This window comes from Cohnella sp. LGH (assembly GCF_017671885.1).
Classification (GTDB): domain Bacteria; phylum Bacillota; class Bacilli; order Paenibacillales; family Paenibacillaceae; genus Cohnella; species Cohnella phaseoli.
In genome coordinates, this window is the sequence record NZ_CP072117.1 from 630,257 (window position 1) to 651,299 (window position 21,043).

20 protein-coding genes are annotated in these 21,043 nt (G+C 53.9%); 9 read left to right on the top strand and 11 right to left on the bottom strand.

The genetic code is table 11. The features are described 5' to 3' along the window. Positions 1 to 13: 13 nt before the first annotated feature. The 6 genes from J4772_RS02495 to J4772_RS02520 all read right to left on the bottom strand — a co-directional run bounded on the left by J4772_RS02495 (position 14) and on the right by J4772_RS02520 (position 5,872). Positions 14 to 985, bottom strand: a complete 972-nt coding sequence (locus J4772_RS02495) for a carbohydrate ABC transporter permease (RefSeq protein WP_209074032.1) — start codon at positions 983 to 985, stop codon at positions 14 to 16. 14 nt (positions 986 to 999) lie between these two features. Further along, the gene (locus J4772_RS02500; RefSeq protein WP_209074033.1) at positions 1,000 to 2,316 is read right to left on the bottom strand and encodes an ABC transporter substrate-binding protein; all 1,317 of its coding nucleotides are present in this window, start codon (positions 2,314 to 2,316) and stop codon (positions 1,000 to 1,002) included. A 76-nt stretch (positions 2,317 to 2,392) separates the two neighbouring features. Next, on the bottom strand, positions 2,393 to 3,178 hold the full coding sequence (locus tag J4772_RS02505) for a tyrosine-protein phosphatase (protein ID WP_209074034.1): 786 nt from the start codon (positions 3,176 to 3,178) through the stop codon (positions 2,393 to 2,395). Positions 3,179 to 3,203: 25 nt separating this feature from the next. Then, complete coding sequence (locus tag J4772_RS02510; protein ID WP_209074035.1) at positions 3,204 to 4,028, bottom strand: metallophosphoesterase family protein; 825 nt, start codon at positions 4,026 to 4,028, stop codon at positions 3,204 to 3,206. A 395-nt stretch (positions 4,029 to 4,423) separates the two neighbouring features. Then, a complete protein-coding gene (locus tag J4772_RS02515; protein WP_209074036.1) occupies positions 4,424 to 5,101 on the bottom strand; it encodes a uracil-DNA glycosylase in 678 nt (225 codons plus the stop codon). 18 nt (positions 5,102 to 5,119) lie between these two features. Then, positions 5,120 to 5,872, bottom strand: a complete 753-nt coding sequence (locus tag J4772_RS02520; RefSeq protein ID WP_116064017.1) for an exodeoxyribonuclease III — start codon at positions 5,870 to 5,872, stop codon at positions 5,120 to 5,122. A 175-nt stretch (positions 5,873 to 6,047) separates the two neighbouring features. Between J4772_RS02520 and murI the strand changes: the two genes are divergently transcribed. Next, on the top strand, positions 6,048 to 6,824 hold the full coding sequence (murI, locus tag J4772_RS02525) for a glutamate racemase (protein ID WP_116064016.1): 777 nt from the start codon (positions 6,048 to 6,050) through the stop codon (positions 6,822 to 6,824). 192 nt (positions 6,825 to 7,016) lie between these two features. On the opposite strand, the gene J4772_RS02530 is transcribed toward murI, so the two are convergent. The 3 genes from J4772_RS02530 to fabV form a co-directional block, all read right to left on the bottom strand. Continuing rightward, positions 7,017 to 9,098, bottom strand: a complete 2,082-nt coding sequence (locus tag J4772_RS02530) for a sensor domain-containing protein (protein WP_209074037.1) — start codon at positions 9,096 to 9,098, stop codon at positions 7,017 to 7,019. Between the two features lie 30 nt (positions 9,099 to 9,128). Beyond that, a complete protein-coding gene (locus J4772_RS02535) occupies positions 9,129 to 9,425 on the bottom strand; it encodes an STAS domain-containing protein (protein WP_209074038.1) in 297 nt (98 codons plus the stop codon). 147 nt (positions 9,426 to 9,572) lie between these two features. After that, complete coding sequence (fabV, locus tag J4772_RS02540; RefSeq protein ID WP_209074039.1) at positions 9,573 to 10,772, bottom strand: enoyl-ACP reductase FabV; 1,200 nt, start codon at positions 10,770 to 10,772, stop codon at positions 9,573 to 9,575. 227 nt (positions 10,773 to 10,999) lie between these two features. Between fabV and J4772_RS02545 the strand changes: the two genes are divergently transcribed. Beyond that, positions 11,000 to 11,611, top strand: a complete 612-nt coding sequence (locus J4772_RS02545; RefSeq protein ID WP_209076884.1) for a M15 family metallopeptidase — start codon at positions 11,000 to 11,002, stop codon at positions 11,609 to 11,611. 179 nt (positions 11,612 to 11,790) lie between these two features. Continuing rightward, positions 11,791 to 12,861, top strand: a complete 1,071-nt coding sequence (locus J4772_RS02550; protein ID WP_209074040.1) for a hypothetical protein — start codon at positions 11,791 to 11,793, stop codon at positions 12,859 to 12,861. A gap of 388 nt (positions 12,862 to 13,249) precedes the next feature. On the opposite strand, the gene J4772_RS02555 is transcribed toward J4772_RS02550, so the two are convergent. Then, positions 13,250 to 14,002 carry a 3'-5' exonuclease gene (locus J4772_RS02555; protein ID WP_209074041.1) on the bottom strand — a complete coding sequence of 251 codons (753 nt, stop codon included), beginning with the start codon at positions 14,000 to 14,002 and terminating at the stop codon, positions 13,250 to 13,252. 254 nt (positions 14,003 to 14,256) lie between these two features. Here J4772_RS02555 and J4772_RS02560 point away from each other — a divergent pair, with 254 nt between their 5' ends. After that, entirely contained in the window at positions 14,257 to 14,646 is a 390-nt protein-coding gene (locus J4772_RS02560) for a VOC family protein (protein ID WP_209074042.1), read from the top strand. Further along, positions 14,639 to 15,394, top strand: a complete 756-nt coding sequence (locus tag J4772_RS02565; protein WP_209074043.1) for a class I SAM-dependent methyltransferase — start codon at positions 14,639 to 14,641, stop codon at positions 15,392 to 15,394. The genes J4772_RS02560 and J4772_RS02565 overlap by 8 nt, the downstream gene beginning before the upstream one ends. A gap of 422 nt (positions 15,395 to 15,816) precedes the next feature. Here J4772_RS02565 and J4772_RS02570 read toward each other — a convergent pair whose 3' ends face one another. Next, positions 15,817 to 16,818 carry a glycoside hydrolase family protein gene (locus tag J4772_RS02570; RefSeq protein WP_209074044.1) on the bottom strand — a complete coding sequence of 334 codons (1,002 nt, stop codon included), beginning with the start codon at positions 16,816 to 16,818 and terminating at the stop codon, positions 15,817 to 15,819. Between the two features lie 191 nt (positions 16,819 to 17,009). Here J4772_RS02570 and J4772_RS02575 point away from each other — a divergent pair, with 191 nt between their 5' ends. The 4 genes from J4772_RS02575 to J4772_RS02590 all read left to right on the top strand — a co-directional run bounded on the left by J4772_RS02575 (position 17,010) and on the right by J4772_RS02590 (position 21,027). Beyond that, the gene (locus J4772_RS02575; RefSeq protein WP_181917993.1) at positions 17,010 to 17,714 is read left to right on the top strand and encodes a FadR/GntR family transcriptional regulator; all 705 of its coding nucleotides are present in this window, start codon (positions 17,010 to 17,012) and stop codon (positions 17,712 to 17,714) included. A gap of 134 nt (positions 17,715 to 17,848) precedes the next feature. Continuing rightward, entirely contained in the window at positions 17,849 to 19,225 is a 1,377-nt protein-coding gene (locus J4772_RS02580) for an ABC transporter substrate-binding protein (RefSeq protein ID WP_209074045.1), read from the top strand. A gap of 81 nt (positions 19,226 to 19,306) precedes the next feature. Further along, complete coding sequence (locus tag J4772_RS02585; RefSeq protein WP_116064005.1) at positions 19,307 to 20,191, top strand: carbohydrate ABC transporter permease; 885 nt, start codon at positions 19,307 to 19,309, stop codon at positions 20,189 to 20,191. After that, positions 20,191 to 21,027 (top strand): carbohydrate ABC transporter permease, encoded by an 837-nt coding sequence (locus J4772_RS02590; RefSeq protein ID WP_209074046.1) that lies wholly within the window; start codon positions 20,191 to 20,193, stop codon positions 21,025 to 21,027. The genes J4772_RS02585 and J4772_RS02590 overlap by 1 nt, the downstream gene beginning before the upstream one ends. Positions 21,028 to 21,043 lie beyond the last annotated feature (16 nt).

Consider the following 21,043-nt stretch of genomic DNA (forward strand, 5'->3'; position numbering starts at 1 on the left):
CGCTCCTCCTGTTCTAGTTGTCGTAAAAGGAATATCTTCTGGAAAGCTGGTTCAAAGTCAGCGAGATCACCCCAAACACGATGAAGAAGAGCAGGGCGGCCGCGGCGCTGAAGCCGGCGTTCAGGTTGGAAAATGCGTACTTGTACATCTCATAATAGACGTTAGTCGACGTTCCGTACGGACCGCCAGTCGTCAAAATGTCGATATAAGCGAACGTCCACTGGCTGGAAAACAGAATGCTCATCGTCAGCATGAACAGGATCATCGGCGACATTAGCGGAACCGTCAGGCTGAAAAATTGTTTCATGCTGCCAGCGCCGTCGATCGCCGCCGCTTCGTAATATTCCCGGTTAATGCCGGTGAGCGCCGCGGAGAACATAATCGTGCTGAAGCCGACCATTTTCCAGCCGGTGATGAACAGGATCAGCCATTTCGCGAAGCTTGGGTCCGAGAAGTAAGCGATCGGCTGGCTGATTGCTCCGAGTCGAAGCAGCACATCGTTGACGAGTCCGTTGGACGGGTGGAACAGCCAGCGCCAGATGGCGCTGACCGACACGGGCGCGAGAATCATCGGCACGAAGAAAAGCGCGCGGTAAACATTTTTCATACGGCCTTCCATCTGATGAGTCACGGTTGCCAGCAGAAGCGGGATCAGGATGGAGAAGGGCAGCAGTCCAGCCGTGTAGAACAAAGTGTTGCCGATCGAGCTAAGAAAGCTCTTGTTCTCCATCAGTCTTGTGAAATTGTCGAACCCGACGAATTCCGGCGAGGTTCCCGGAACCATGCCCCACTTATGAAAGGCCAGATAAAAAGTGTTCAACAGCGGGCGGTACATCCAGATGCCCAGCAGCAGCAGCGCGGGCAGAAGGTATAGAAAAGGCTTTAGCTTGCGCCAGAGCTTCGCTCCGTTCAGGCTACTATTCCGCGCGATCGACGGCTTCCCCGGCAAGGGGGGAGCATAGGAGGTTTCTAGTGCTTGGCTCATCGCAATTCCCTTCTTTATTGAATCATCTTGTTAATTTCGTCCGCGGCCTTCTGCAGCGTCTCGGCTACGTTGCTATCCGAGATGACCGACTTGCTGATCGCATCGGAGAACAGCGTCGTAATCTCCGAAGCGTATTCCCCCGGCCAGATCGCGACAGGGTGGATGCGCTGCAGCTGTTCGAGATTGGTCCGGTAAAGCGGGTGCTTGTCGATAAAATCCTTCAGTCCGTTCGGATCGTCCGCCAGTGCCGTACGCAGAGGCAGATAGCCGATCTCGGACGTGATGATTGTGTATCCGCGGTCTCCGGTAACGAACTTAATGAACTCCCAGACGGCGGCGTTCTTCGTCGGGCTGTCCGGGCGCACCGCCAGCATGCTTCCGGAGTTGACCGGTATGGACGGCTTGTCGCCGAATTGCGGCAGGCCTGTTCCGTAGACGGCCCAGCCGCCGGCTTCGGACGCTTTGCGGATGCCGCTGTACAGCGCTGTCGAGGTGATGTACATCCCCATGTTGCCGGCCATAAATTGCTCTGCAAGCTCAGCTTCCGCGCCTACCGCGTGAGCGCCGTTCTTGTACATGTCCTGCCACATCTCGATCGCTTCGACGGCAGCCGGCTCGGCGAACTTGACCGATTTGCGATCGTCGGCGAGCACTTCTCCGCCATTGCTCAGAATCAGGCCTTCCGTCGTCCAGCCGTTGTTCGGAGCGAGACCGAAGCCGTCTTTGCCGGTGGCTGCCTTGATTTTCAAGGACGCTTCCTTGATGTCGGCCCATGTTTTCGGCGGGGTCGTCGGATCAAGGCCGGCATCGCGGAACAGCTTGCCGTTCATGAACACGATCGGCGTGCTGAACGTGAAGGCAAGGCCGTACATTTTTCCGTCGATTTTGCCCAGCTCAAGCGCATTCGGTTCGATGCCCTTCAGATGCTCTTCGAGCTGATCCTTCGGAAACACGTCTTCGTAGGCTTTGAAGCCCAGGTTCAATCGGGACGCGTCCAGCGTGCTGAACGTATGCTGCACGATATCGACCGGCTTGCCGGCGGAGATGTCGGCCTTGTACTGCTGGTAAGTCGGATCGGCGACAGCTTCGACGACAACGCCTTTTTCTTTGCCGATCGTGTCGTTGAACTCCTGAATCAAATGCTCCATACCGGCCTTCATCGTCGGCGCGGCCAAGCTGTAAGAGTAGAACGTGATTTTCGTCGGGTTGGCCGGGTCCAGCTTGCCTTGCTCGGCTTCGCCTGAGGATCCGGCAGCCGAACCGCATGCGCTGAGGCCGACGGCGGTCGTCAGTGCCAGCAGCGCGGAAATTCCCTTTTTCGCTTTTGTCATGGTCGAATTTTCCCTCCGGGGATAGGCTTTTCTATTTTCACGACGATGGCTTTCGGATGAAAGTCCGGCCGTTATCTTATTCGAGGCAATAATCTTGAATGTGCCGGCGAAGTTCGGCGTCGATGCCGAATTCGGCCTCCAGATAACGCTCGAACGATTCGTAATGCTGTACGATGGCGGCCATGGACGCGTCTAGATAACGCCGCTGCAGCTCCATGGCAGAACGGAAGGCGTTCATCTCGGACGGATCCAGATAGGCGGAGGCGGAAGTATACAGCTCTTGATGGAACTCGGCCAACGTGACGTTGGACAGAAGGTAATCCTCCATGACGGTCTCATAAGGAACGCCCAGCGTCAGCAGAATGAGCATGCTGCCGATTCCGGTTCTGTCGCGCCCGCCGGCGCAGTGATGCACAAGAGGAAGATGGGCTTCAGGGCTCTTAAGCAGTCCCATCAGGTGCTGATAAGAAGCATTGCGGATTGGAAGTTCGGCATACATATTCAGCAGCATATCCGCTGTGAAATGTTTGTGCATGTCGCTGGCGAATAGTTGCTCCATCGACACATGCGGCTTGTCCTCCGCTGCGGCGTTGGCGGGAATGCGGATCAAGCTGGCGTTGCCGATCGCCGGGTCCGGCTTCAGGCCGGCTTCCTCGCGGTTTCTATAATCGAAGACGGTTTTCAGACCGACCGGCTCCAGAAACCGCATATCTTCGGCGGTAAGTCCGGTCAGCTCGGCGGCGCGGAACAAGAGTCCTTGCTTGACCGTGCGTCCGTCGGATGTGCGGATCCCGCCCATGTCGCGGAAGTTGAACGCGCCTTGCAGCGGAAGCAAGCAGGCGGGCATAAGCTGTTGGGTCATCGTACGTTCGCTCCTCGGTTGTCGATTAGTGTTGGGCGGCAAGAGCCTTCATCGGGAATCTGAAATATTCGGTTCCGCTAGTCGGCAGGGTGAGCGTCTGAACGGACACGCCTTCTCCCGGAGTGACGGAGACGACGTTGATGCTGCAAGCGTCGATCATGCGGAAGTTTTCCTCTGCGTCGGCTTTGCCGATAAAGGCGGTTCCGGCTGCTGCGACGTTAACGATGCCCATGTACGAGCCGACGTTGTCGGAGTGAACGTGGCCTGCGAATACGCCTACGACATCTGTTCCGACGAGCGCTTCGCCGATATCCCGGCGGTTAGTCAGAATGTGATCGCCAAGCATGCCGCCGATGCCGAGCATCGGGTGGTGCAGGGCAACGATCGTGCCGTTCGGGGCAGAGGTGCTCAGCTCCTGCTTGAGCCAAGCCAGTTGCGTCTCGTCGACTGTACCGTTGTGGTTGCCCGGAACCTGGGAGTTGAGGCCGATCAGGCGCAAGCCGTCGATCGTGTGCGAATAGTAGTAAGGCTCTTCCGAAGGCTGTTCGCCGAGGTAGCCTTCGCGGAACGGGCCGCGGTGATCGTGGTTGCCGAGTACGACGTGTACGGGAGCGCCGATCATGCGGGAGCCTTCGTCAAGCACTTGGCGGATATAGGCATAATCTTCCGCGTCTCCCTCGTGAGTCAGATCTCCGGTGATGAGGACGAAGGCGGGCGCAATTTTGGTTTCTTCGATATAGCGGAACACTTGAGCGACTTTGTCGGCGAGCTGGAACTTGGCGAGCAGCCCGTCCTTGCCGGGAGCGTTCATGTGCGTGTCGGTGAGGTGTACGAATTTGACGGTTTTCATAAGGGGATAAACCTCCAATAATATTTAATGGAATCGTCTTGTACACAACCATTATTGATCTTGTATGTAAGTTCGGTATAAACGAGATTGCGGAAGTTTGTAAAAAATCGCGGTGAGAAAAATAGTCGAAGTAGCCGGGGGATGGCGTAAGAGCGAGGGCCAAAAAAGTGCCCTTACGCCACTCCAGCCGCGGAGTGAAGGCCAAAAAAGTGCCCTGACGCTACCCAAGCCGTGGAGTGAAGGCCAAAAAAGTGCCTCAACGCTGTCCCAAGCCGGCCTTCACCCCACCAAGCCAAGTATTTCCGCAAGGCAGTTGCGGCGGCATATGCGCAATAGAAAAAGCTGCTCCCCGTCACCGGTAACGGCGGGAGGAGCAGCTTTGAAAAAATAATCAATTATATCGAAGGGATTTGCCAGTCGATCTCTCCCTGACCGGCTTCACGGAGGAAGGCGTTGCTCTGTGAGAACGGCCGGCTGCCGAAGAAACCGGCGTGAGCGGACAGCGGGCTAGGATGCGCGGAACGAATGATACAATGGCGCTTTCCATCGATGAAGGAGGCTTTCTGCTGTGCATGACGGCCCCACAGAATAAACGCCATCGGCTTCTCCCGCTCGTTCAGACTCGCAACGATGCGATCGGTGAACCGCTCCCAGCCCAGGCTCTTATGCGAGTTCGCTTCGCCCTGCCGCACGGTCAGAACGGCATTGAGCAGCAGTACGCCTTGCTTGGCCCAATGCTCCAGATTGCCGTGGTTCGGAATTTCGCAGCCGAGATCGGCTTTTAACTCTTTGAATATGTTTTGCAGCGACGGAGGCTGCCTGACTCCTTGTTGAACCGAGAAGCTGAGCCCGTGAGCCTGTCCCGGCCCGTGGTACGGGTCCTGTCCGAGAATGACGACTTTTACTTCCGAGTAAGGCGTCCAGTGCAGCGCTTGGAAAATCTCATAAGGATTCGGGTAAACGACCTTCTCCTTGTACTCCGCTGCCAGACGGTTTCTCAATTCCTGATAATAAGGCAACTCCATCTCGGGGGTCAGCAGCTCTCCCCAATCATTCTGAAACTGAACGGCCATGTCAAACCTGTCTCCTCTCTAGAAAATATCCAATGCGACCGGGCAGTGGTCGCTGCCCAAAATATCGCAGTGTATAGCGGCATCTTTGATCGCGGGAGACAGTCGGGCGGAGGCGATAAAGTAGTCGATTCTCCAGCCGACGTTGCGATCTCTGACGCCCGGCATGTTCGACCACCAGGAATAGACGTCCGACCGGTCCGGGTGCAGGTGCCGGAACGTGTCGATGAATCCGGCGCCGAGCAACCGAGTCATCTTCTCGCGCTCTTCGTCGGTGAAGCCGGAGTTGCCCCGGTTCGACTTGGCGTTCTTGATGTCGATCTCCTGATGGGCGACGTTCAAATCTCCGCAGGCGATCACCGGCTTCCGCTTGTCCAGCTCGGACAAGTGAGCGAGGAACCGATCCTCCCATTCCATCCTGTAATCCAGCCGGGACAAGTCCCGCTTGGCGTTCGGCGTATAGACGGTCACGAGGAAGAAATCCTCGAACTCGAGCGTAATGATCCGACCTTCCGGCTCGGAATCTTCTTCGATGCCGTAACGTACGGATAGCGGCTTAATCCTTGTCAGGACGGCGGTGCCGGAGTAGCCCTTCTTCTCCGCGTAATTCCAATACTGCTCGTACTCTTCCCCGATGGCGAGAGTCAGTTGGCCTTCCGAGAGCTTGGTTTCCTGCAGACAGACGATATCGGCGTCGACTTCCCGGAAGTAATCGAGGAAGCCTTTGTTCACGCAAGCCCGCAATCCGTTAACGTTCCAAGATACCAATTTCATGTGTGCCTGCCCCTTTGCCGAGTCCTTTTTTAACAGTGTATCATAGATTGGCTTTTGGGCCGACTTCCGGATTGTTTTTTGCTCGGAAACTGGCTATCCTTAAAGAAGATTCGTCCTATCGAATGGACGACCGGGGACTTCTTTTAACTATACTAACCAGGATAAGAGATGACATATGACTATCGGATTTTTCGATTCGGGAATCGGCGGACTGACGGTGCTGGAGGAGTCTATGAGACGGCTTCCCGCGCAGGATTACGTCTATATGGCGGATACGCTGCACGTGCCGTACGGTCCGAAGACTCAGGAGGAAGTCAGAGGCTACGTGCTGGACGCGGTAGAGGCGATGATGGGGGAAGGGATCGAGGCGCTCGTCGTCGCGTGCAACACGGCGACAAGCATTGCGGTGACCGAGCTGCGGGAGCGGTACGATATTCCCATCGTCGGCATGGAGCCGGCCGTGAAGCCGGCGGTGGAGATGAACCGGGCGACCGGCAAGCGGGTTCTCGTATTCGCGACCCCGCTTACGCTGAGCATGCCTAAGTATTACGCGCTCGTCTCCCGAGTAGACGATGAAGGAATCGTCGATTCGCTGCCTCTTCCGGAACTTGTCCTTTACTGTGAGGACTTGCAATTCGACAAGCGGATTCTGGAGGACTACTTCCGCACGAAGCTGGCGGAATACGACCTTGACCGCTACGGAATCGTCGTTCTGGGTTGTACTCATTATCCATATTATCGCAACATTCTTCGCGAGGTGCTGCCTCCGCACATCGAAATCGTCGACGGCAACGCCGGGACGATCCGAAGATTGGCTTCGCTGCTTAGCCGTTACGGCGTCATGTCGGGTCGGGAGAGCGGGCAAGTCAAGCTGATGTGCACAGGCAACGACCCGGCATACATCGTTAAGATGCAGAACGCGCTGCAATGGCTTCGCGACAACTATTCGTAGTATAGATTCACTGTGCCGCTCTGTTCGGCTTGCTGATTGTTGTGTTTCTGTCAAATAGGTCGCCCGGATCTCTATAGAGAGTCTGGGCGACCTGTTTGTTGACCGTTAAGAATTTCCGAAGTGCGCCGCAGTTTAAGCCGGTTAGCCGGTTGGCCGTATAGATCATCATGATCGGCACGCTCAGCACGGCGCTTAGCTTCCGATCAGGTAGCGAGACTCCAGCACATTCGGAGACAGGGCCGGATCGACCAGAAACCCTTGCACAATGTCGCAATTCATCGTGCGCAGCGTCGCCAGCTGCTCGGGAGTTTCCACGCCTTCCGCGATTACGCGAAGCTCCATTCCGTGAGCCATATCGATGATCGCTTTCGTGAGGACGGCGCTTTTGGTATCGGTTGTCAGCTCTCGGATGAAGCTCTTATCGATCTTCAGGATGTCGATCGGAAATTGCTTCATATATCCAAGTGCCGAGTAGCCTTTGCCGAAATCGTCGATGGCAATGCGGAAGCCGATCGATTTAAATTCGCGTAAAATTGGCAGTACCGACTCAATATCGTGCATGCTGCTGCTTTCGGTAATTTCGAGGACAAGCTGCTCGGGCGAGCACGGCGCATGGCAGACGATGCTGCGGATAGTCGGGACGAGATCCGGGGCCATGAATTGCCGCGCAGACAGATTGACGGCCACAACGGGAACCTTCAGTCCCGCGGCCTTCCACTGACTGAGTTGGGCGCAGACGGTTGCGAACACCCATTTGCCGATGTCCATGATGCTGCCGGTTTCCTCTGCAATGGGGATGAACTCCCCGGGCGACACCTGGCCGAGCGTCGGATGAGACCATCGCAGCAGAGCTTCCAGCCCTTCCGTCTGGCCGGTGGACGCGTTGACCTGCGGCTGGTAATGGATATGCAGCTGATCTTTATCGATAGCCCGGCGGAGCTCGTTCTCGAGCGTCATTTTGCGTTGGAACGTGTCTCTAATGCCCGAGTTAAAGAGTTGGCAGTCGATCTTCTGGACTTTCGCCTCGTACATGGCCAGATCGGCATGTTTGACGAGCGTTTCGAAGCTGTCTCCATGCTCGGGGGAAAGGCTGATTCCGATGCTGGCATTTAAGTAAAGCTCGTGCCCGTCAACGGAGAACGGCCGCTTCAAATTGGCGATCAGTCGATTGGCGTAAGCGAGAGCATCTTCGGCCGAACGAGGGTTCCGCTGCACGAGAATGAACTCGTCCCCGCCGAAACGTGCAATGATGTCTTCCTTGTCCACGGACATGTTGAACCGCTGCGCAACCAGTTGAAGCAGCTTGTCCCCGATGCTGTGGCCCAAAGAATCGTTAATCGTTTTGAAACGATCAAGGTCGATAAAGAAGACGGCCATCTTTTGCAGCGGCGCATCCGCATCCGTACCGGCGTTCGCTTTCTTGACGAGCTTATGCAGCAGCGTTCGGTTGGGAAGGTCGGTCAGCTTGTCGAAGTGCGCCAAATACCGCAAAGATTCTTCGGACTGTTTTCTTTCCGTGATGTCGATGAACATGCCGATATAATTCGTGATTCGTCCCGTTTCGTCCCGCAGCGTCGAAATCGAGAGCCATTCGGGATAGACGTCGCCGTTTTTTCTCCGATTCCAGATTTCGCCCTGCCAATAGCCGGTGGCATGGATTCTTTCCCACATGTGCACATAAAACAGAGGGTCCTGTTTTCCCGATTGCAGCATGCGGGGCGATTGTCCGATCGCTTCCGCTTCCGAGTATCCGGTGACGGCGGTGAAGGCTCGATTTACCGATAGAATACGAAGCCGATTATCGGTGATCATAATGCCTTCATTGGCATTGCTGAACACCTGTGCGTGCAGGCGAAGTTTAGACAAAGTGTTTTTGCGGGTCGTAATGTCCGAGAACATCGCGACGTAATGGATAAGCTCTCCCTGATCGTCCTTGACCGAGCTGATGGAGAGCCATTCGGGATAGATCTCGCCATTTTTCCTGCGGTTCCAGATCTCTCCTTGCCACCGCCCGTCGCGATGAATAGAGGCCCACATGTCCACGTAGAACAAGGCGTCCTGCATGCCCGATTTCAGCAAGCTCGGCGTACGTCCGACGACCTCCTCTTCGCTGTAGCCGGTGATCGCGACAAAAGCGGGATTAACGTTTACGATTTTGGAATCGCGGTCGGTAACCATAATAGCTTCTTGCGAATCGCGAAAAATTCTGGCATAGGAAAGCGCCAAGTGTTCGGAGTTAGCGTATGGGTTAAGGGAGTTTACGTGTCGATTCATGGTAGTGCCCCTCTCTGCAGGTTGCCCCGCTTAGGCCGATCCTTGCAGGATTCCTGACAATTGCAGACGTTCGCGCAGCGCGGCCGGGACATCGAGAAAAGCGGCGTTCGTCTGGCGGTCGAGCGCGATCCTCTTGACGGCCAGCAGCAGCCCCATAGCCGCGCTGTCGATATCCGTTACGGCGCCCAGATGAAACACGACGTCGACGGCTCCGTTATGAATAAGCGGGAAAAGCTGCTGGCGAATCGAAGCTGCTTCTTTAACGCCGAATGTTCCGGATAGAATGACGGCAATTCGATCCTGCTGATCGATAATTTCAAAGCACATTCGCGCATCCCTCATTTATTAGGAAAAGGTCATACCTATCTAGTACAGCAATTTCCAATTTTTATCTGTGACATTTCTCACAATGAGGGGCGGATGCACGAAAAAAGCGTCGGCTCCCGGCAAAAAGGGAGCCGACGCGCTGCTTCATTAAGCACTTACATTCGGGACTTCGACGTTCGGATCGACGTCGGCTTCGTAGTCGATGTCGTCGGTCTCGAAACCGAACAGCTGGAAAAATTCGCGACGGTATCCTTCAAGATCAGTCAGCTCGTATATGTTGCTCGTCTCGATCCGGTCCCAAATTTCGGCCACTTCCCGTTGAACGTCTTCGCGCATTTCCCAATCGTCGATGCGAATGCGGCCTTCTTCGTCCACGGGGACTTCATTCGCGTTTGGAGAATACAGGCGATCTGCGAACAAACGGTACATTTGCTCGATGCACCCTTCATGAATGCCTTTCTCTTTCATGACCTTGTACAGAGCGGAGATATACAGCGGCACGACAGGAATGGCCGAGCTGGATTGTGTGACGAGCGCTTTGCCGACCGTGACGTAAGCGCGTCCGCCGCCAGACGCCAGCTGTTCGTGAAGCTGCTTAGCGGTCGCTTCGAGATGGTCCTTCGCCTGACCGATCGAACCTTGACGATAGATCGCTTGCGTCAGCTCCGGTCCGATATAGGAATACGAGATCGTCGTCGCATTCGGAGCCAATACGCCGCCCTCCCGTAGAGCGTCGATCCACATTTGCCAATCGTCTCCGCCCATAACGTCGACCGTACCTTGAATTTCCTCTTCCGAAGCGGGTTCAAGCGTAACCATGCTGACTTCGCCGTCGTGGAAGTTGACCGTTTTGTTCGTATAGGACTGTCCGATCGGCTTAAGCACCGACGTGGACGTCTCGCCCGTGCGCGGATTCGTCCGGCGCGCAGTGGCGACGCTATAGATCACCAGATCGACCTGCCCCAGCTCCTTGCGGATCAATTCGACCGCTCTGGCTTTCGTCTCGTCCGTGAACGCATCTCCCGTCAAGCTGAACGATTTCAACCCGGCTTCCTGCGCTGCGGTCTCGAAGGCTGCTGAGTTGTACCAGCCAGCGGAAGCGGTTCTTCCTCCGGAGCGTTCGCCCGGCCGATAGACGCCGATCGTATTCGCGCGCGCCCCGAAGGCGGCAACGATACGCGCGGCAAGGCCGTAGCCTGCCGATGCGCCGATCACTAGCGCGTTGCGTGGGCCTTGAATCGCCGGTTGTTTCCGAACATAGTCGATTTGCTGCCGAACCTGAGCGGCGCAGCCTTGCGGATGCGCGGTCGTGCATATAAAGCCGCGAGTTCTTGGTTTGATAATCATTGTACGTTGTTTTCCCTTCTATGCTCGATTGCCATAACGTCTATTTTAACGAATTTTCGCGCAAACGGAAACTCCGCAACCGCCACCCGCCGAATCGCTCTCTATCTTTTTCGCGCAGAAATTGCAAGTTTAATAAAAATTTTAGGATAATACGTCCGCGTTTGGTTACTCTAGTAAGGGAAACTATGAAAAAAAATAAAATGGGAGCATAAAACGATATGAATACAATGAACCGGGAGGCTGCAACCGTTCGGGTCCGATCGAGAGCCGGGGCGGGGCGGAGCAGAAAGGGGCGAACGCTGCTGCTCGCGCTTGCGGCCGCCGTAGGTATCTATGTGCTGCTAGAGTTCAAAATGATAGAGAGGCTGCTGCCGGTCGAGTGGATTCGCGAGGTGGCTCCTGTGACGGGCCTGCACCCGGTGGTGGCCGAAAAGCGGGACCGGCTTGTCGCGCAGAGCAAAGCTCTTGGCATCGACGTCGTGATTACCGACGATTTTCGCAGCACGGAGGAGCAGAACGCTCTCTATCGACAAGGCCGCGGCGACAAGGGCGCGATTGTTACGCAGGTGAAAGGCGGAGGCTCCTATCATAACTATGGGCTGGCTATCGATTTTGCGCTTCGGATTCCCGGAGGAGATGTGATCTGGGACTTGAAGTACGACGGCAATGGCAATGGGAAATCGGATTGGATGGAGGTCGTGTCGATCGCCAAGAAACTCGGGTTCTCGTGGGGAGGGGATTGGAAGTCGTTCCCCGATTATCCGCATCTGCAGATGGACTTCGGCTACTCGATCGGGGAACTGCAGCGGGGGTGGCGTCCGCCGCTTCAGCCGGAATAATGTGCTGTTGGATGGACGGGGCCGTCGGGAAATCTTCCGGCGGCTTTCGCGCTGTCGCTGGCGAATATGCAACGCTGCCGAGGCTTCGGATCGAGTATAATTAGTATATATCTATTTCAAAGGGGAGGATTTTCCTTGAAGGAATCCGGGCTTGTAGAAGCGGTTTGGAGGGGCCGCCGATGACGGCCGTCACCGGAATTCGGCGTCCCGTCTATTTGTTTCTGGCGCTGGCTGCCCTGATTGTAGCGGCCAACTTGACGACGTTGCGCATGCTTGCGCTGGTTGATGATGAACCCGTCCTTATCTATGCTGCAATGTTCGACTTTATGTTGGCGATTCCGTTCCTGTACTGGTTTATCGTGCTGAGACGCCAAGGGAGGTCGATTGCGGGCGTTATGGCGCTACCGCTGCTGGGAGCGGCCGGAGTTTGGCTGATCGTGCCTTCGGAACACAGGAGCATCGTGTGGAATGCGGCATGGCCGGTCGAGATCGTCATTGTCGCCGCGGAGCTTGCTTTTGTCGCTTATGAGTTGAGAGTCGTTTACCGTCTGATCCGGGGCTATCGGGTCGCCAGGCGCGAAGAGACGGATACGATGGAGGCTTGGCGCATTGCGCTGAGAACCGGAACCGTGGGGGGCAAGCTGGCCGCAATTGTCCATCATGACCTTAGCATGGTCTACTACCTTCTATTCTCTTGGAGGAAAGGCAGAGAGAAGGCGGTCAACGGTACCGAATTAAGCTTTACCTATCACAAAAATACGAATCAAGTGCTATATGCGGCAATTTTAAGCAAAATCATCGTGTTTGAGGGAGTGTTCGTTCACCTGCTGGTAGCGCAATGGTCGCATGCGGCAGCCTGGGTGCTGACGATAGCCGATCTGTGGCTGCTAGCGCTGATCTGGGCGGATTGCCGCGCTTCCGTCTTACAGCCGCTGGTCCTGCGAGAAGATCGATTACGCGTGCGCTACGGACTTCGCATTCAAGCGGACATACCGCTCCACTCCATCGCCGGAGCAACGGAAGCTCGCGAGTTTAATCCGGAACCGCAGGAGATGAAGCATGCCGCCGGTCCGGTATTAGGCACGCCCAACGTGCGTATCGAGCTGAACCGTGAGGTGACTGCGGATGGCTTGTTGTTCCTGCCCAAGCGAGTAACGTGTTTGTATTTAGCCGTGGATGAGCCGGGTGCCTTTGTTAAGGAGTTGAACGAGCGGAGTATTTTGAGCGGAAAATCCGCGCTAAAATCGTAGATGAGGAGAAAAACGCCGATTTAAAGCGGAAATCTCGCGTTATTTTTGAAAAACGGGCGAATTTTCGGAATTAAAGCGGAAAACCCGCTTTGTTCGGCTTGGGAAGGGGCCGACGCGTATTTTAAAGCGGTTTTTCCGCTTTAATCTAACCTGTCGTCTGAGCGAATCGAGTTGAGCACATTGCGCGGATTTAGGCTGAACAGAACAGATCCGCAGATTGAGCAGATCGCTCCCTAAAACCGGAGCTTGAAGCTGAGTGGGGTTGTGTTGGAGCCGATGATTGACTGTTTTCGGTGGCGGTTTTTACAAGTTTTGCGCTCTTATTGTCCGTATTGCCTCCGCAAAGCTGCTTCGGCGTCCAGAGACGCCGAAGGCGCTTTTGCTTTGTTCATTGCTTTTTCTCCAGCTCGGAATGGAAATAATCGCGCAGCTCGGCCGCTTTTCTGGGATTGGTCAGCGGGATTTTTTCGGCTAGATAGCTCTCGACGAAAGCTTCCCAGGTTTGCGGCTTCTTCTGGGAGATCATTGTCCGCACCGCATTTTTAATCAGTCGCCGCTCTTTAGAATTGGAGAACTGGTCCTTATACTGCTGCTTCAAGCTCAAGTCCAGGTCGGCGGCAATTTTGCGGAATACATCGGCCGTCATCCGAGCGTCGTCGAGGGCGCGGTGGGCAGCGCCTTCGGGAGCGATTCCCAGATCGAGCAGCGCCGCTTCGACGCTGACATCGTTTGTGACCTTTTTGTAGCGCAAATAGCCTTTCAGCAGATCAAAGTAATGCAAACCCGTCCAGTAGGCTTCGTTCAGCTTGTGCATCCGCGTATCGAATACGATGCGCTTGATATCCTCTCCGCCCCAGGTAAACAGCAGGAACGAGTCCGGACTGCCGAGCCACTTCTCGAATTCCGCGATGACAGGGGGAAATCCCGGCGCGATATCGAGCTCATCTTGCGGGATGCCCGTTTTTTTCTTGATAAAGTTGTTCAGCTTGGGGAAGTATACCGGCTTGATCAGCGACGAAAATTCGTTCACGATCTTCAGCGACTCGTCCAGCCGCACCGCTCCGATCTCGATTACCTCCATCGGCAGGTCGCTGGCGAACTTTCGCCCGTTAAATTCAATGTCGAGAATAATGTAATCCACGTTCCAACCCTCGCTCTCTCATTCGCGTTCTCATTTTATCAAAAATGCGGCCGCTTCGCTCGTTTTATTGGACAAGAGCAGGCTAATGCGCAGGACGCAGAGGTAGAGCAAGAGTTCAGACTTAAGGCGTTCAGATGAGGTCTTACGGGAATAAGCGGAAGTAGGTCTGGATTTCCAGCAGTTCATGAGATATAATTTTCATATAAAATGAAACTGTGTTTCGTTGTGTGAAACTTAGCGAAAGAGCGAGCGGCATGACGTTTGTTTTTCGAGGAGTGGATCATGTGCAGCTGGCCGCGTATGAGGGCTGCGATCCAGAGGCTCGGGCATTCTTTGGCGGCGTGCTCGGCTGGCCGGAGATTGCCAAGCCTGACAGCTTGCGCGCACGGGGCGGCGTTTGGTTTCAATGCGGCGTTCATCAAGTGCACATCGGCGTGCAGAAGGATTTCGTCCCGGCTGCTAAGGCTCATCCGGCGTTCGAGGTAGCCGGGCTGGACGAGTTGATCGCGCACTTGGAAGAAAGAGGCGTGCCGGTTATTCCCGACGATGCTAGGGATGCGGAGAACGTTCGGCGGACGTACATTAACGATCCGTTCGGTAATCGGATCGAATTTCTGGAATGGGGGAAACGCGGAGATGAATAGCAAAGAGAGGTTTTCTAACCGAGTCGATACCTATACGAAGTACCGGCCGAGCTATCCGGCGGAAGCGATCGACTACTTGTACGACACGGTTGGATTAACGGCAGAGTCGGAGGTGCTGGATGTTGGCGCAGGAACAGGCATCTTCTCTAGATTGCTGCTCGACAGAGGCAGTCGCTTAACGGCGGCAGAGCCGAACGAGGCAATGAGGAAGGCGGCATTGGCGGCATCGCAGGACAATCCGCGCTTCAAGGCCGTTCCAGGGGCGGCGGAGGAGACGGGCCTTGCGGACGCTTCATACGATTTTATCGTTGCTGCGCAGGCATTTCATTGGTTTGATCGGGCGGCGGCCAAGCGCGAGTTCGGCAGGGTGCTGCGGCCGGGCGGTAAAGCGATTCTCGTGTGGAACACCCGGCTTACAGGGGGAACGCCTTTTCTCGAAGAGTACGAGCGGCTGCTGCAAAATCTCGGCACCGACTACGGGCAGGTCAACCATCGCAACATTTCCCGCGACATGTTGGTCGACTTTTTCAAGCCGGGAGGGCTTAAAGAAGCGCGATTCCGCAACCGTCAGGTGTTCGACTTCGATGGAGTGGCGGGACGATTGTTATCTTCCTCTTATGCTCCTCAGCCCGGCCATTCCGGCTATGAGCCGATGATGCGCGAGCTTCGCGAGCTGTTCGATCGCAATCAGGAGAGCGGTACGGTCAATTTCGATTACGAAACCGAAATTTACTGGGGCGAGGTATAAGAGTCGTCCCCGTTTGTCTGGGATACCTCTGATATGGGGCTATTTATACGGTTTTTCTTACAAACGTTCGTCGTTTGAGCCTGAACTGAGTTACTTTGTACGAAATTTCGAATAAACGTTCGTCGTTTGAGTCGGAATTGAGTTGCTTTGTACGATTTTTCGACTACCTTCTACCGCGTTAAACTCATGTGTGCAAATAGAGCCGTCATAAAGATTCAATTTCCAATCAGTTGGAAACGTTGTGGGTCATGATTAGCCTGTAGACTGCGCATACGCTCCTGAAATCACCTTAACACGAATTTCCCAATTCAGATTTCAGGAGCGTATAGCATGGGAAGGAGGTACATCCTCCTTGCACCTTATATCGATTATCTTTCACCGTAACTTGGTTGGTATACGGAACTGCCCCTACTGTAGAAAAATTAGCCCTCGTGCGGAATAGCGATCGGCAAATTCAGCCAGGCTACGCCGATATCGCGGTGAAAATGGTGGAAGCTGTCGCCCTCGACGCCATCGTAGTAAACGGCCAGTTTGTCCCCTTTGCGGAATACGCAGGGCGCGCCGATGACGGATTTCGACCAGGTGCACATGCTGCCGTCGAGCACGAGCGCTTTATCGTCGACATTCCATTTCTGAATATCCTTCGTCCAATATACCCAGATCGCATCGGTGTATTCTTTGATTTCGTTCAGACCGACATGGTTGGTAAACAAGAACCAGGTCCCGGTCTCTTCCTCGTAAAACACCGAGCTGTTCTCGATCTGCTCCTCGAGAGGGAATAGGGGCTCGGGGTCTACCGTCCACTCATTGTCCAAATCCTTCGTGCGGGCAATGCCTAACGTACGCTTCGTGATGTTGTTTTCGTCCAACACGGAAGCGCTGAAAAATTGCAAATATTCGTCCCCGTCTTTGACAATCGCTCCCGAGCTTGCGGTGGTGCTGTAGTACGTATTCTCCTTCATCCGGAACGGAACGATATTCTGTTTAACCCAAGGTCCGTATGGAGAATTGGACTTCGCTTTCATCGTGACATAGGGGAAATCGGGAATATCGTAAGGGTGCTCGCGACGGTAGTCGGAGCCGATGTAGAACATATGCCATACGCCGTCCTCGAAGTAGGTAACGCCGTATACCGCACAGCTGGAATCGTCTTCCCCTTCCTTGCCCAATTCGAGAATAACGCCCTTTTTCTCCCAGTGGATGAGATCTTTGCTCGTCGCGAGATAATTTCTCCAGCCGGTTTTGTCGTCGGACGCATCGTAATGCATAAAATAAGTGTCGTCGCACTCGAAGACCAGAGGCTCGCGGATGCCGTAACCATCCAGCTCCAAGCCGCCTCTCCGCAATACGATTCCTTGATCTTCGGCAGGGATCGTCAGCCGAGCTTCCGGTCTGCCATCCAGATATTTAGTGCCCAAATTCATCACGCCTTCCCTCGTTATGTGGACTGTCACTGCATGGGTTGTGAGGCAATGGTTCTCATCATAACGGCTGATTTCGAAACTTTCAAGCGATTAATTTTTTTCTTTTTTTAGTATTGACAGCGGTTTCAGTAGATTGTACAATTCGATTAATTGGTCAGACAACTTACTAGTTATCGTTTGGAGAGATGAGTATGCTGAAGTCGTTAAAGAGACAAAAGCTGCACGAATCAATAACGGATGAAGTACTTAAATTTATAGAGCAGAAGGGATACGCCGTAGGGGACCGACTGCCTACGGAGCGTTTCTTTTGCGAGCAGTTCCAAATCAGTCGCCCGTCTTTCCGCGAAGCGATGAAGAAGCTCGAAAGCTTCGGCGTCATTGAAATCAAACCTGGCAGCGGGATGTACTTGCGCGCGGAGAAAACGATTTTGACGGAGATGGAGAACTTCACGCTTAAGTTTTCTATGGAGAAGAAAGCGTTGCTCGAAGTCATCGACTTGCGGGAGCTGATGGAGAAGCACGCGATCGAGCAAATCGTCGGCAGCGGTCAATCGCTGTACCTGGACAAGCTTGGGGAAATCGTCGACGAGTACGACCGCAGACGGAATAAAGGTGAGATCCCGCGCAAAGAAGACTATCTGTTCCACCTTGCGTTGTACGAAGGCTCCGATAACCGACTCATGCTCAACTTATTCAAATCCATCAAGGAAATCGATTCGTTGTGGGCGGATCGCGTTATCGAAGGGCTGGATATGAACGTGTTCGGCAGGGAAACGGAACCGCTGCACCGGCTGATCTACGAAGCGATGAAGCTTGGCGATGTCAAGAAAGCGACTAAGCTGATCAGCAAACACTTTGAAATTATGCGAGAGGATCTGAAAAGAATTGGAGGGTAGCCCCTCTTCTGACATAATTGGTCAGACAACTATCCAAAATGGAAGAGGGTTATGCGCTTCAGTTAACTTTTGGTGGAGGTGAGTCAAACAATCCGCAAGCTGCTTCGCCATAACTCATAAGGGGGAATAAATGTATGTCGAAAAAATGGGCAATCGGATTATTGGCCGGACTAATGCTTGTGAGCAGCGCATGCTCCTCGTCCAATTCCGAAGGAACGAACAAGGAGAACGCCAGCGGTAGTCCGGAAGGCAAGAAAGAGGAGATCAGCTTCGTCGACGTTTCGCCTTCGCCGGAGCGTACGAAGTATTTTAACGAAGTCATAGCGGCATTCGAACAAGCGAACCCGAACATTAAGGTGAAATTGGAGACGGTTCCTTGGGATCAGGCCTTCAATAAGCTGGCGATGCAGGGGGCTAGCAAAACGATGCCGGACGTCGTCAATATGTACCCGGCTTGGTTGAACACCTTTGTTCCCGCAGGCTACTTGGAGCCGATCACCTCCAATTACGACGGGTGGTCGAACAAAGATAAGCTTACTTCGTTTGTAAGCGGAATCACGATGGAAGAGCAGCAGCGCAAAGTCTACAACGACATCTATTATATGCCTGACGCCCTGATGTCGGCCGCTCTGTTCGTCCGCAAAGACTGGTTCGAGGAAGCCAATCTGCCGCTTCCGACGACATGGGATGAGCTGTTCGCTTCTGCAGAGAAGCTGACGGATTCGTCCAAAAACCGTTACGGCTGGGCTTATCGCGGCGCACGCGCCGGCTTTGACCAAATCTTCGCTTACATTACGGCGGTTACAGGCGGAGAAACGTACGAGAAGGACGGCACTTCCGTATTGCACCGCCCGGAGGCGCTTGAAGCGTTCGTTCGATTTACGGATATGTACAAAAAAGGCTATGCGCCGAAGGATTCGATCAACTGGGGATATCAAGAGATGGTGCAGGGCTTTACTTCCGGCGTCAGCGGCATCTTGAACCAAACGACGGAAGTTATCGCCACAGCCAAAGCTTCCATGCCGGACGAGAGCTGGACCGTTATTCCTTATCCGAAAGGCGATGACGGCAAACGTTACATCGGCGCTTCCGCAACTTGGGGTTACAGCGTCTCGGCCGATTCCAAACACAAGGAAGCCGCCTGGAAGTTTATCGAGTTTCTGTCTACGCCGGAAAACAACCTGAAATATTCCAATACGCTGACGATGATTCCGATCTTCAAGAGCGGGGCTGAGGACGCGACGACGAAGGAAGGGCCAATGCAGGGCTTTATCGATACGCTGGACGATCCGGACAGCTATCTGGTGGCCGACCTGGGCAATTTCCCGGAGCTTGGCGAATTCCGCGAAAGCATTATGGATGCCGAGGTGCAGAAGTACCTGCTGAACAATCAGTCAGCTGAGGAAACGTTGAAGAAATTGGGCGATTTCCTGACGAACGCGCAGCAGAAGTATATGAAGGAACATCCGGAAGTGCCGCTGCCTCGCGTCATCAAGCCGGACATGAAATAAGAGCTTTCAATCGGAGAGGAGCAGGGAAAAGCGATTTTCCCTGTTGCTCTTATTCAAGAACGGTAAGGAGGATTTCTCTTAATGAAACGTTTGAACTCGAAAGAGCCTTACCTCATGTTAGCGCCGAGCTTTCTATTGCTGATGATCTTCCTTCTGTATCCCTTGCTCAGCTCTTTCCTGTACGCGTTTCAAAGCTATAAACTGACTGCGCCGAACGATATTGGCTTTAATGGATTGGATAATTTCAAAGCCGTGTTTTCGGATGCCAATTTCGGCATGATTTTACGCAATTCCTTCATTTGGGTCGTAGTTACCGTCGGGGGCCAATTCGTGCTTGGATTCATTCTGGCATTGGCGCTGCGGAAACCGTTTCCGGGACGAAACCTGTATCAAGCGATCGTGTTCCTTCCATGGGCGGTATCCTCGTTCGTCGTCGGACTAACCTTTCGTTGGCTATTAAACGCGGAATACGGTCCGGTCAACGACCTGCTGCTTAAATGGGGGATTATCGACGACAAGATTTACTTTCTGTCCGATCCCCAGCTTGCCTTGTTCACCGTTATTTTAACGATGACCTGGTACGGCATCCCTTTCTTTGCCATTATGCTTCTGGCGGCCATGCAGTCCATACCGGAGGATTTGTACGAAGCCGCCGATATCGACGGAGCGGGGATATGGTCCAAATTTTGGCATATTACGTTCAGCTATATTAAGCAAACGATCATCCTGACTTTATTGCTCAGAACGATATGGGTATTTGCTTCGGCTGATCTTATCTATATTATGACGGCTGGCGGACCGGCGAATTCCTCCAATATTCTATCTTCCTATATGTTCATGAAGGCTTATGCCACCTTGGATTACGGACAAGCATCGGCAATCGGATTGTTTTTCATGGCGCTCCTGATCCTGTTCTGTTACTTGTTCATGAAGGTAACCAAATTCGAGAAGGCGGGTAATTTCTGATGACAAGAAACCAACGCGCCGCTCTGCCGATTCTCCGTATTGTCATTCTGGTTTTTTACTTGCTCATGGTGCTGCTGCCTTTTTACTGGCTGTTTATTACATCGGTCAAACCGCGCATGGACATTTTGACGACGGACATTCAATATTGGCCCAAGCATTTCACGCTGGACAATTACAGGGTGCTATGGTCGGCCTCGAATTTCGACGTTTTCCTGAAGAATAGCGTACTCGTCTCGATCGGAACCGGCTTGTTCACGACTTGCTTTGCGATTCTGGGCGGCTATGCGCTGGCGCGCTACAAGTTCAAGGCGAAAACAGCCGCAGTATACGGATTGCTGCTTACGCAAATGATTCCCGGCGTTCTGGTGATGATTCCGACGGCGATTTTGTTCAGCAAAGTCGGTCTCATGAACAGTCTGAGCGGTTTGATCATTATTTACATCGTGGGGAATATTCCCTTCTGCCTGATTCTGATGCGCAGCTTCTTCGACCGGATTCCGGTCGACCTGGAGGAAGCGGCGTTGATCGACGGCTGCAGCAAGCTAGGGGCGCTCTTCCGGATCGTCTTGCCGATTATGCTTCCCGGCATCGTAGCCACGTTCGTATTTGCTTTTATCGGGGCCTGGAACGAGCTCCTCTGCGCGATCATGTTTATCAGCAGCGACGAGTTCAAAACGATTCCCGTCGGTCTGTCCATGTTCGTGCAAAGCTATGATATCAATTGGGGAGTGATGACGGCGGGCGCGGTTATGGCGCTTATTCCTTCCTTAGTCATGTTTGCCATCGTTCAGCGGTTCGTTGTAGAGGGGCTGACCGACGGGGCCGTAAAAGGGTAAGGCCGGGTATTGGTAG

What these genes read in the sequence shown, in the direction of transcription:
- J4772_RS02580 (WP_209074045.1), top strand. Translation starts at nt 17,849, where the DNA reads ATGTCGAAAAAATGGGCAATCGGATTATTGGCCGGACTAATGCTTGTG.
- J4772_RS02535 (WP_209074038.1), bottom strand. Translation starts at nt 9,425, where the DNA reads ATGTGCTTTGAAATTATCGATCAGCAGGATCGAATTGCCGTCATTCTA.
- J4772_RS02530 (WP_209074037.1), bottom strand. Translation starts at nt 9,098, where the DNA reads ATGAATCGACACGTAAACTCCCTTAACCCATACGCTAACTCCGAACAC.
- J4772_RS02520 (WP_116064017.1), bottom strand. Translation starts at nt 5,872, where the DNA reads ATGAAATTGGTATCTTGGAACGTTAACGGATTGCGGGCTTGCGTGAAC.
- J4772_RS02515 (WP_209074036.1), bottom strand. Translation starts at nt 5,101, where the DNA reads ATGGCCGTTCAGTTTCAGAATGATTGGGGAGAGCTGCTGACCCCCGAG.
- murI (WP_116064016.1), top strand. Translation starts at nt 6,048, where the DNA reads ATGACTATCGGATTTTTCGATTCGGGAATCGGCGGACTGACGGTGCTG.
- J4772_RS02495 (WP_209074032.1), bottom strand. Translation starts at nt 985, where the DNA reads ATGAGCCAAGCACTAGAAACCTCCTATGCTCCCCCCTTGCCGGGGAAG.
- J4772_RS02585 (WP_116064005.1), top strand. Translation starts at nt 19,307, where the DNA reads ATGAAACGTTTGAACTCGAAAGAGCCTTACCTCATGTTAGCGCCGAGC.
- J4772_RS02550 (WP_209074040.1), top strand. Translation starts at nt 11,791, where the DNA reads ATGACGGCCGTCACCGGAATTCGGCGTCCCGTCTATTTGTTTCTGGCG.
- J4772_RS02510 (WP_209074035.1), bottom strand. Translation starts at nt 4,028, where the DNA reads ATGAAAACCGTCAAATTCGTACACCTCACCGACACGCACATGAACGCT.
- J4772_RS02570 (WP_209074044.1), bottom strand. Translation starts at nt 16,818, where the DNA reads ATGAATTTGGGCACTAAATATCTGGATGGCAGACCGGAAGCTCGGCTG.
- J4772_RS02560 (WP_209074042.1), top strand. Translation starts at nt 14,257, where the DNA reads ATGACGTTTGTTTTTCGAGGAGTGGATCATGTGCAGCTGGCCGCGTAT.
- J4772_RS02500 (WP_209074033.1), bottom strand. Translation starts at nt 2,316, where the DNA reads ATGACAAAAGCGAAAAAGGGAATTTCCGCGCTGCTGGCACTGACGACC.
- J4772_RS02545 (WP_209076884.1), top strand. Translation starts at nt 11,000, where the DNA reads ATGAACCGGGAGGCTGCAACCGTTCGGGTCCGATCGAGAGCCGGGGCG.
- J4772_RS02565 (WP_209074043.1), top strand. Translation starts at nt 14,639, where the DNA reads ATGAATAGCAAAGAGAGGTTTTCTAACCGAGTCGATACCTATACGAAG.
- J4772_RS02590 (WP_209074046.1), top strand. Translation starts at nt 20,191, where the DNA reads ATGACAAGAAACCAACGCGCCGCTCTGCCGATTCTCCGTATTGTCATT.
- fabV (WP_209074039.1), bottom strand. Translation starts at nt 10,772, where the DNA reads ATGATTATCAAACCAAGAACTCGCGGCTTTATATGCACGACCGCGCAT.
- J4772_RS02505 (WP_209074034.1), bottom strand. Translation starts at nt 3,178, where the DNA reads ATGACCCAACAGCTTATGCCCGCCTGCTTGCTTCCGCTGCAAGGCGCG.
- J4772_RS02575 (WP_181917993.1), top strand. Translation starts at nt 17,010, where the DNA reads ATGCTGAAGTCGTTAAAGAGACAAAAGCTGCACGAATCAATAACGGAT.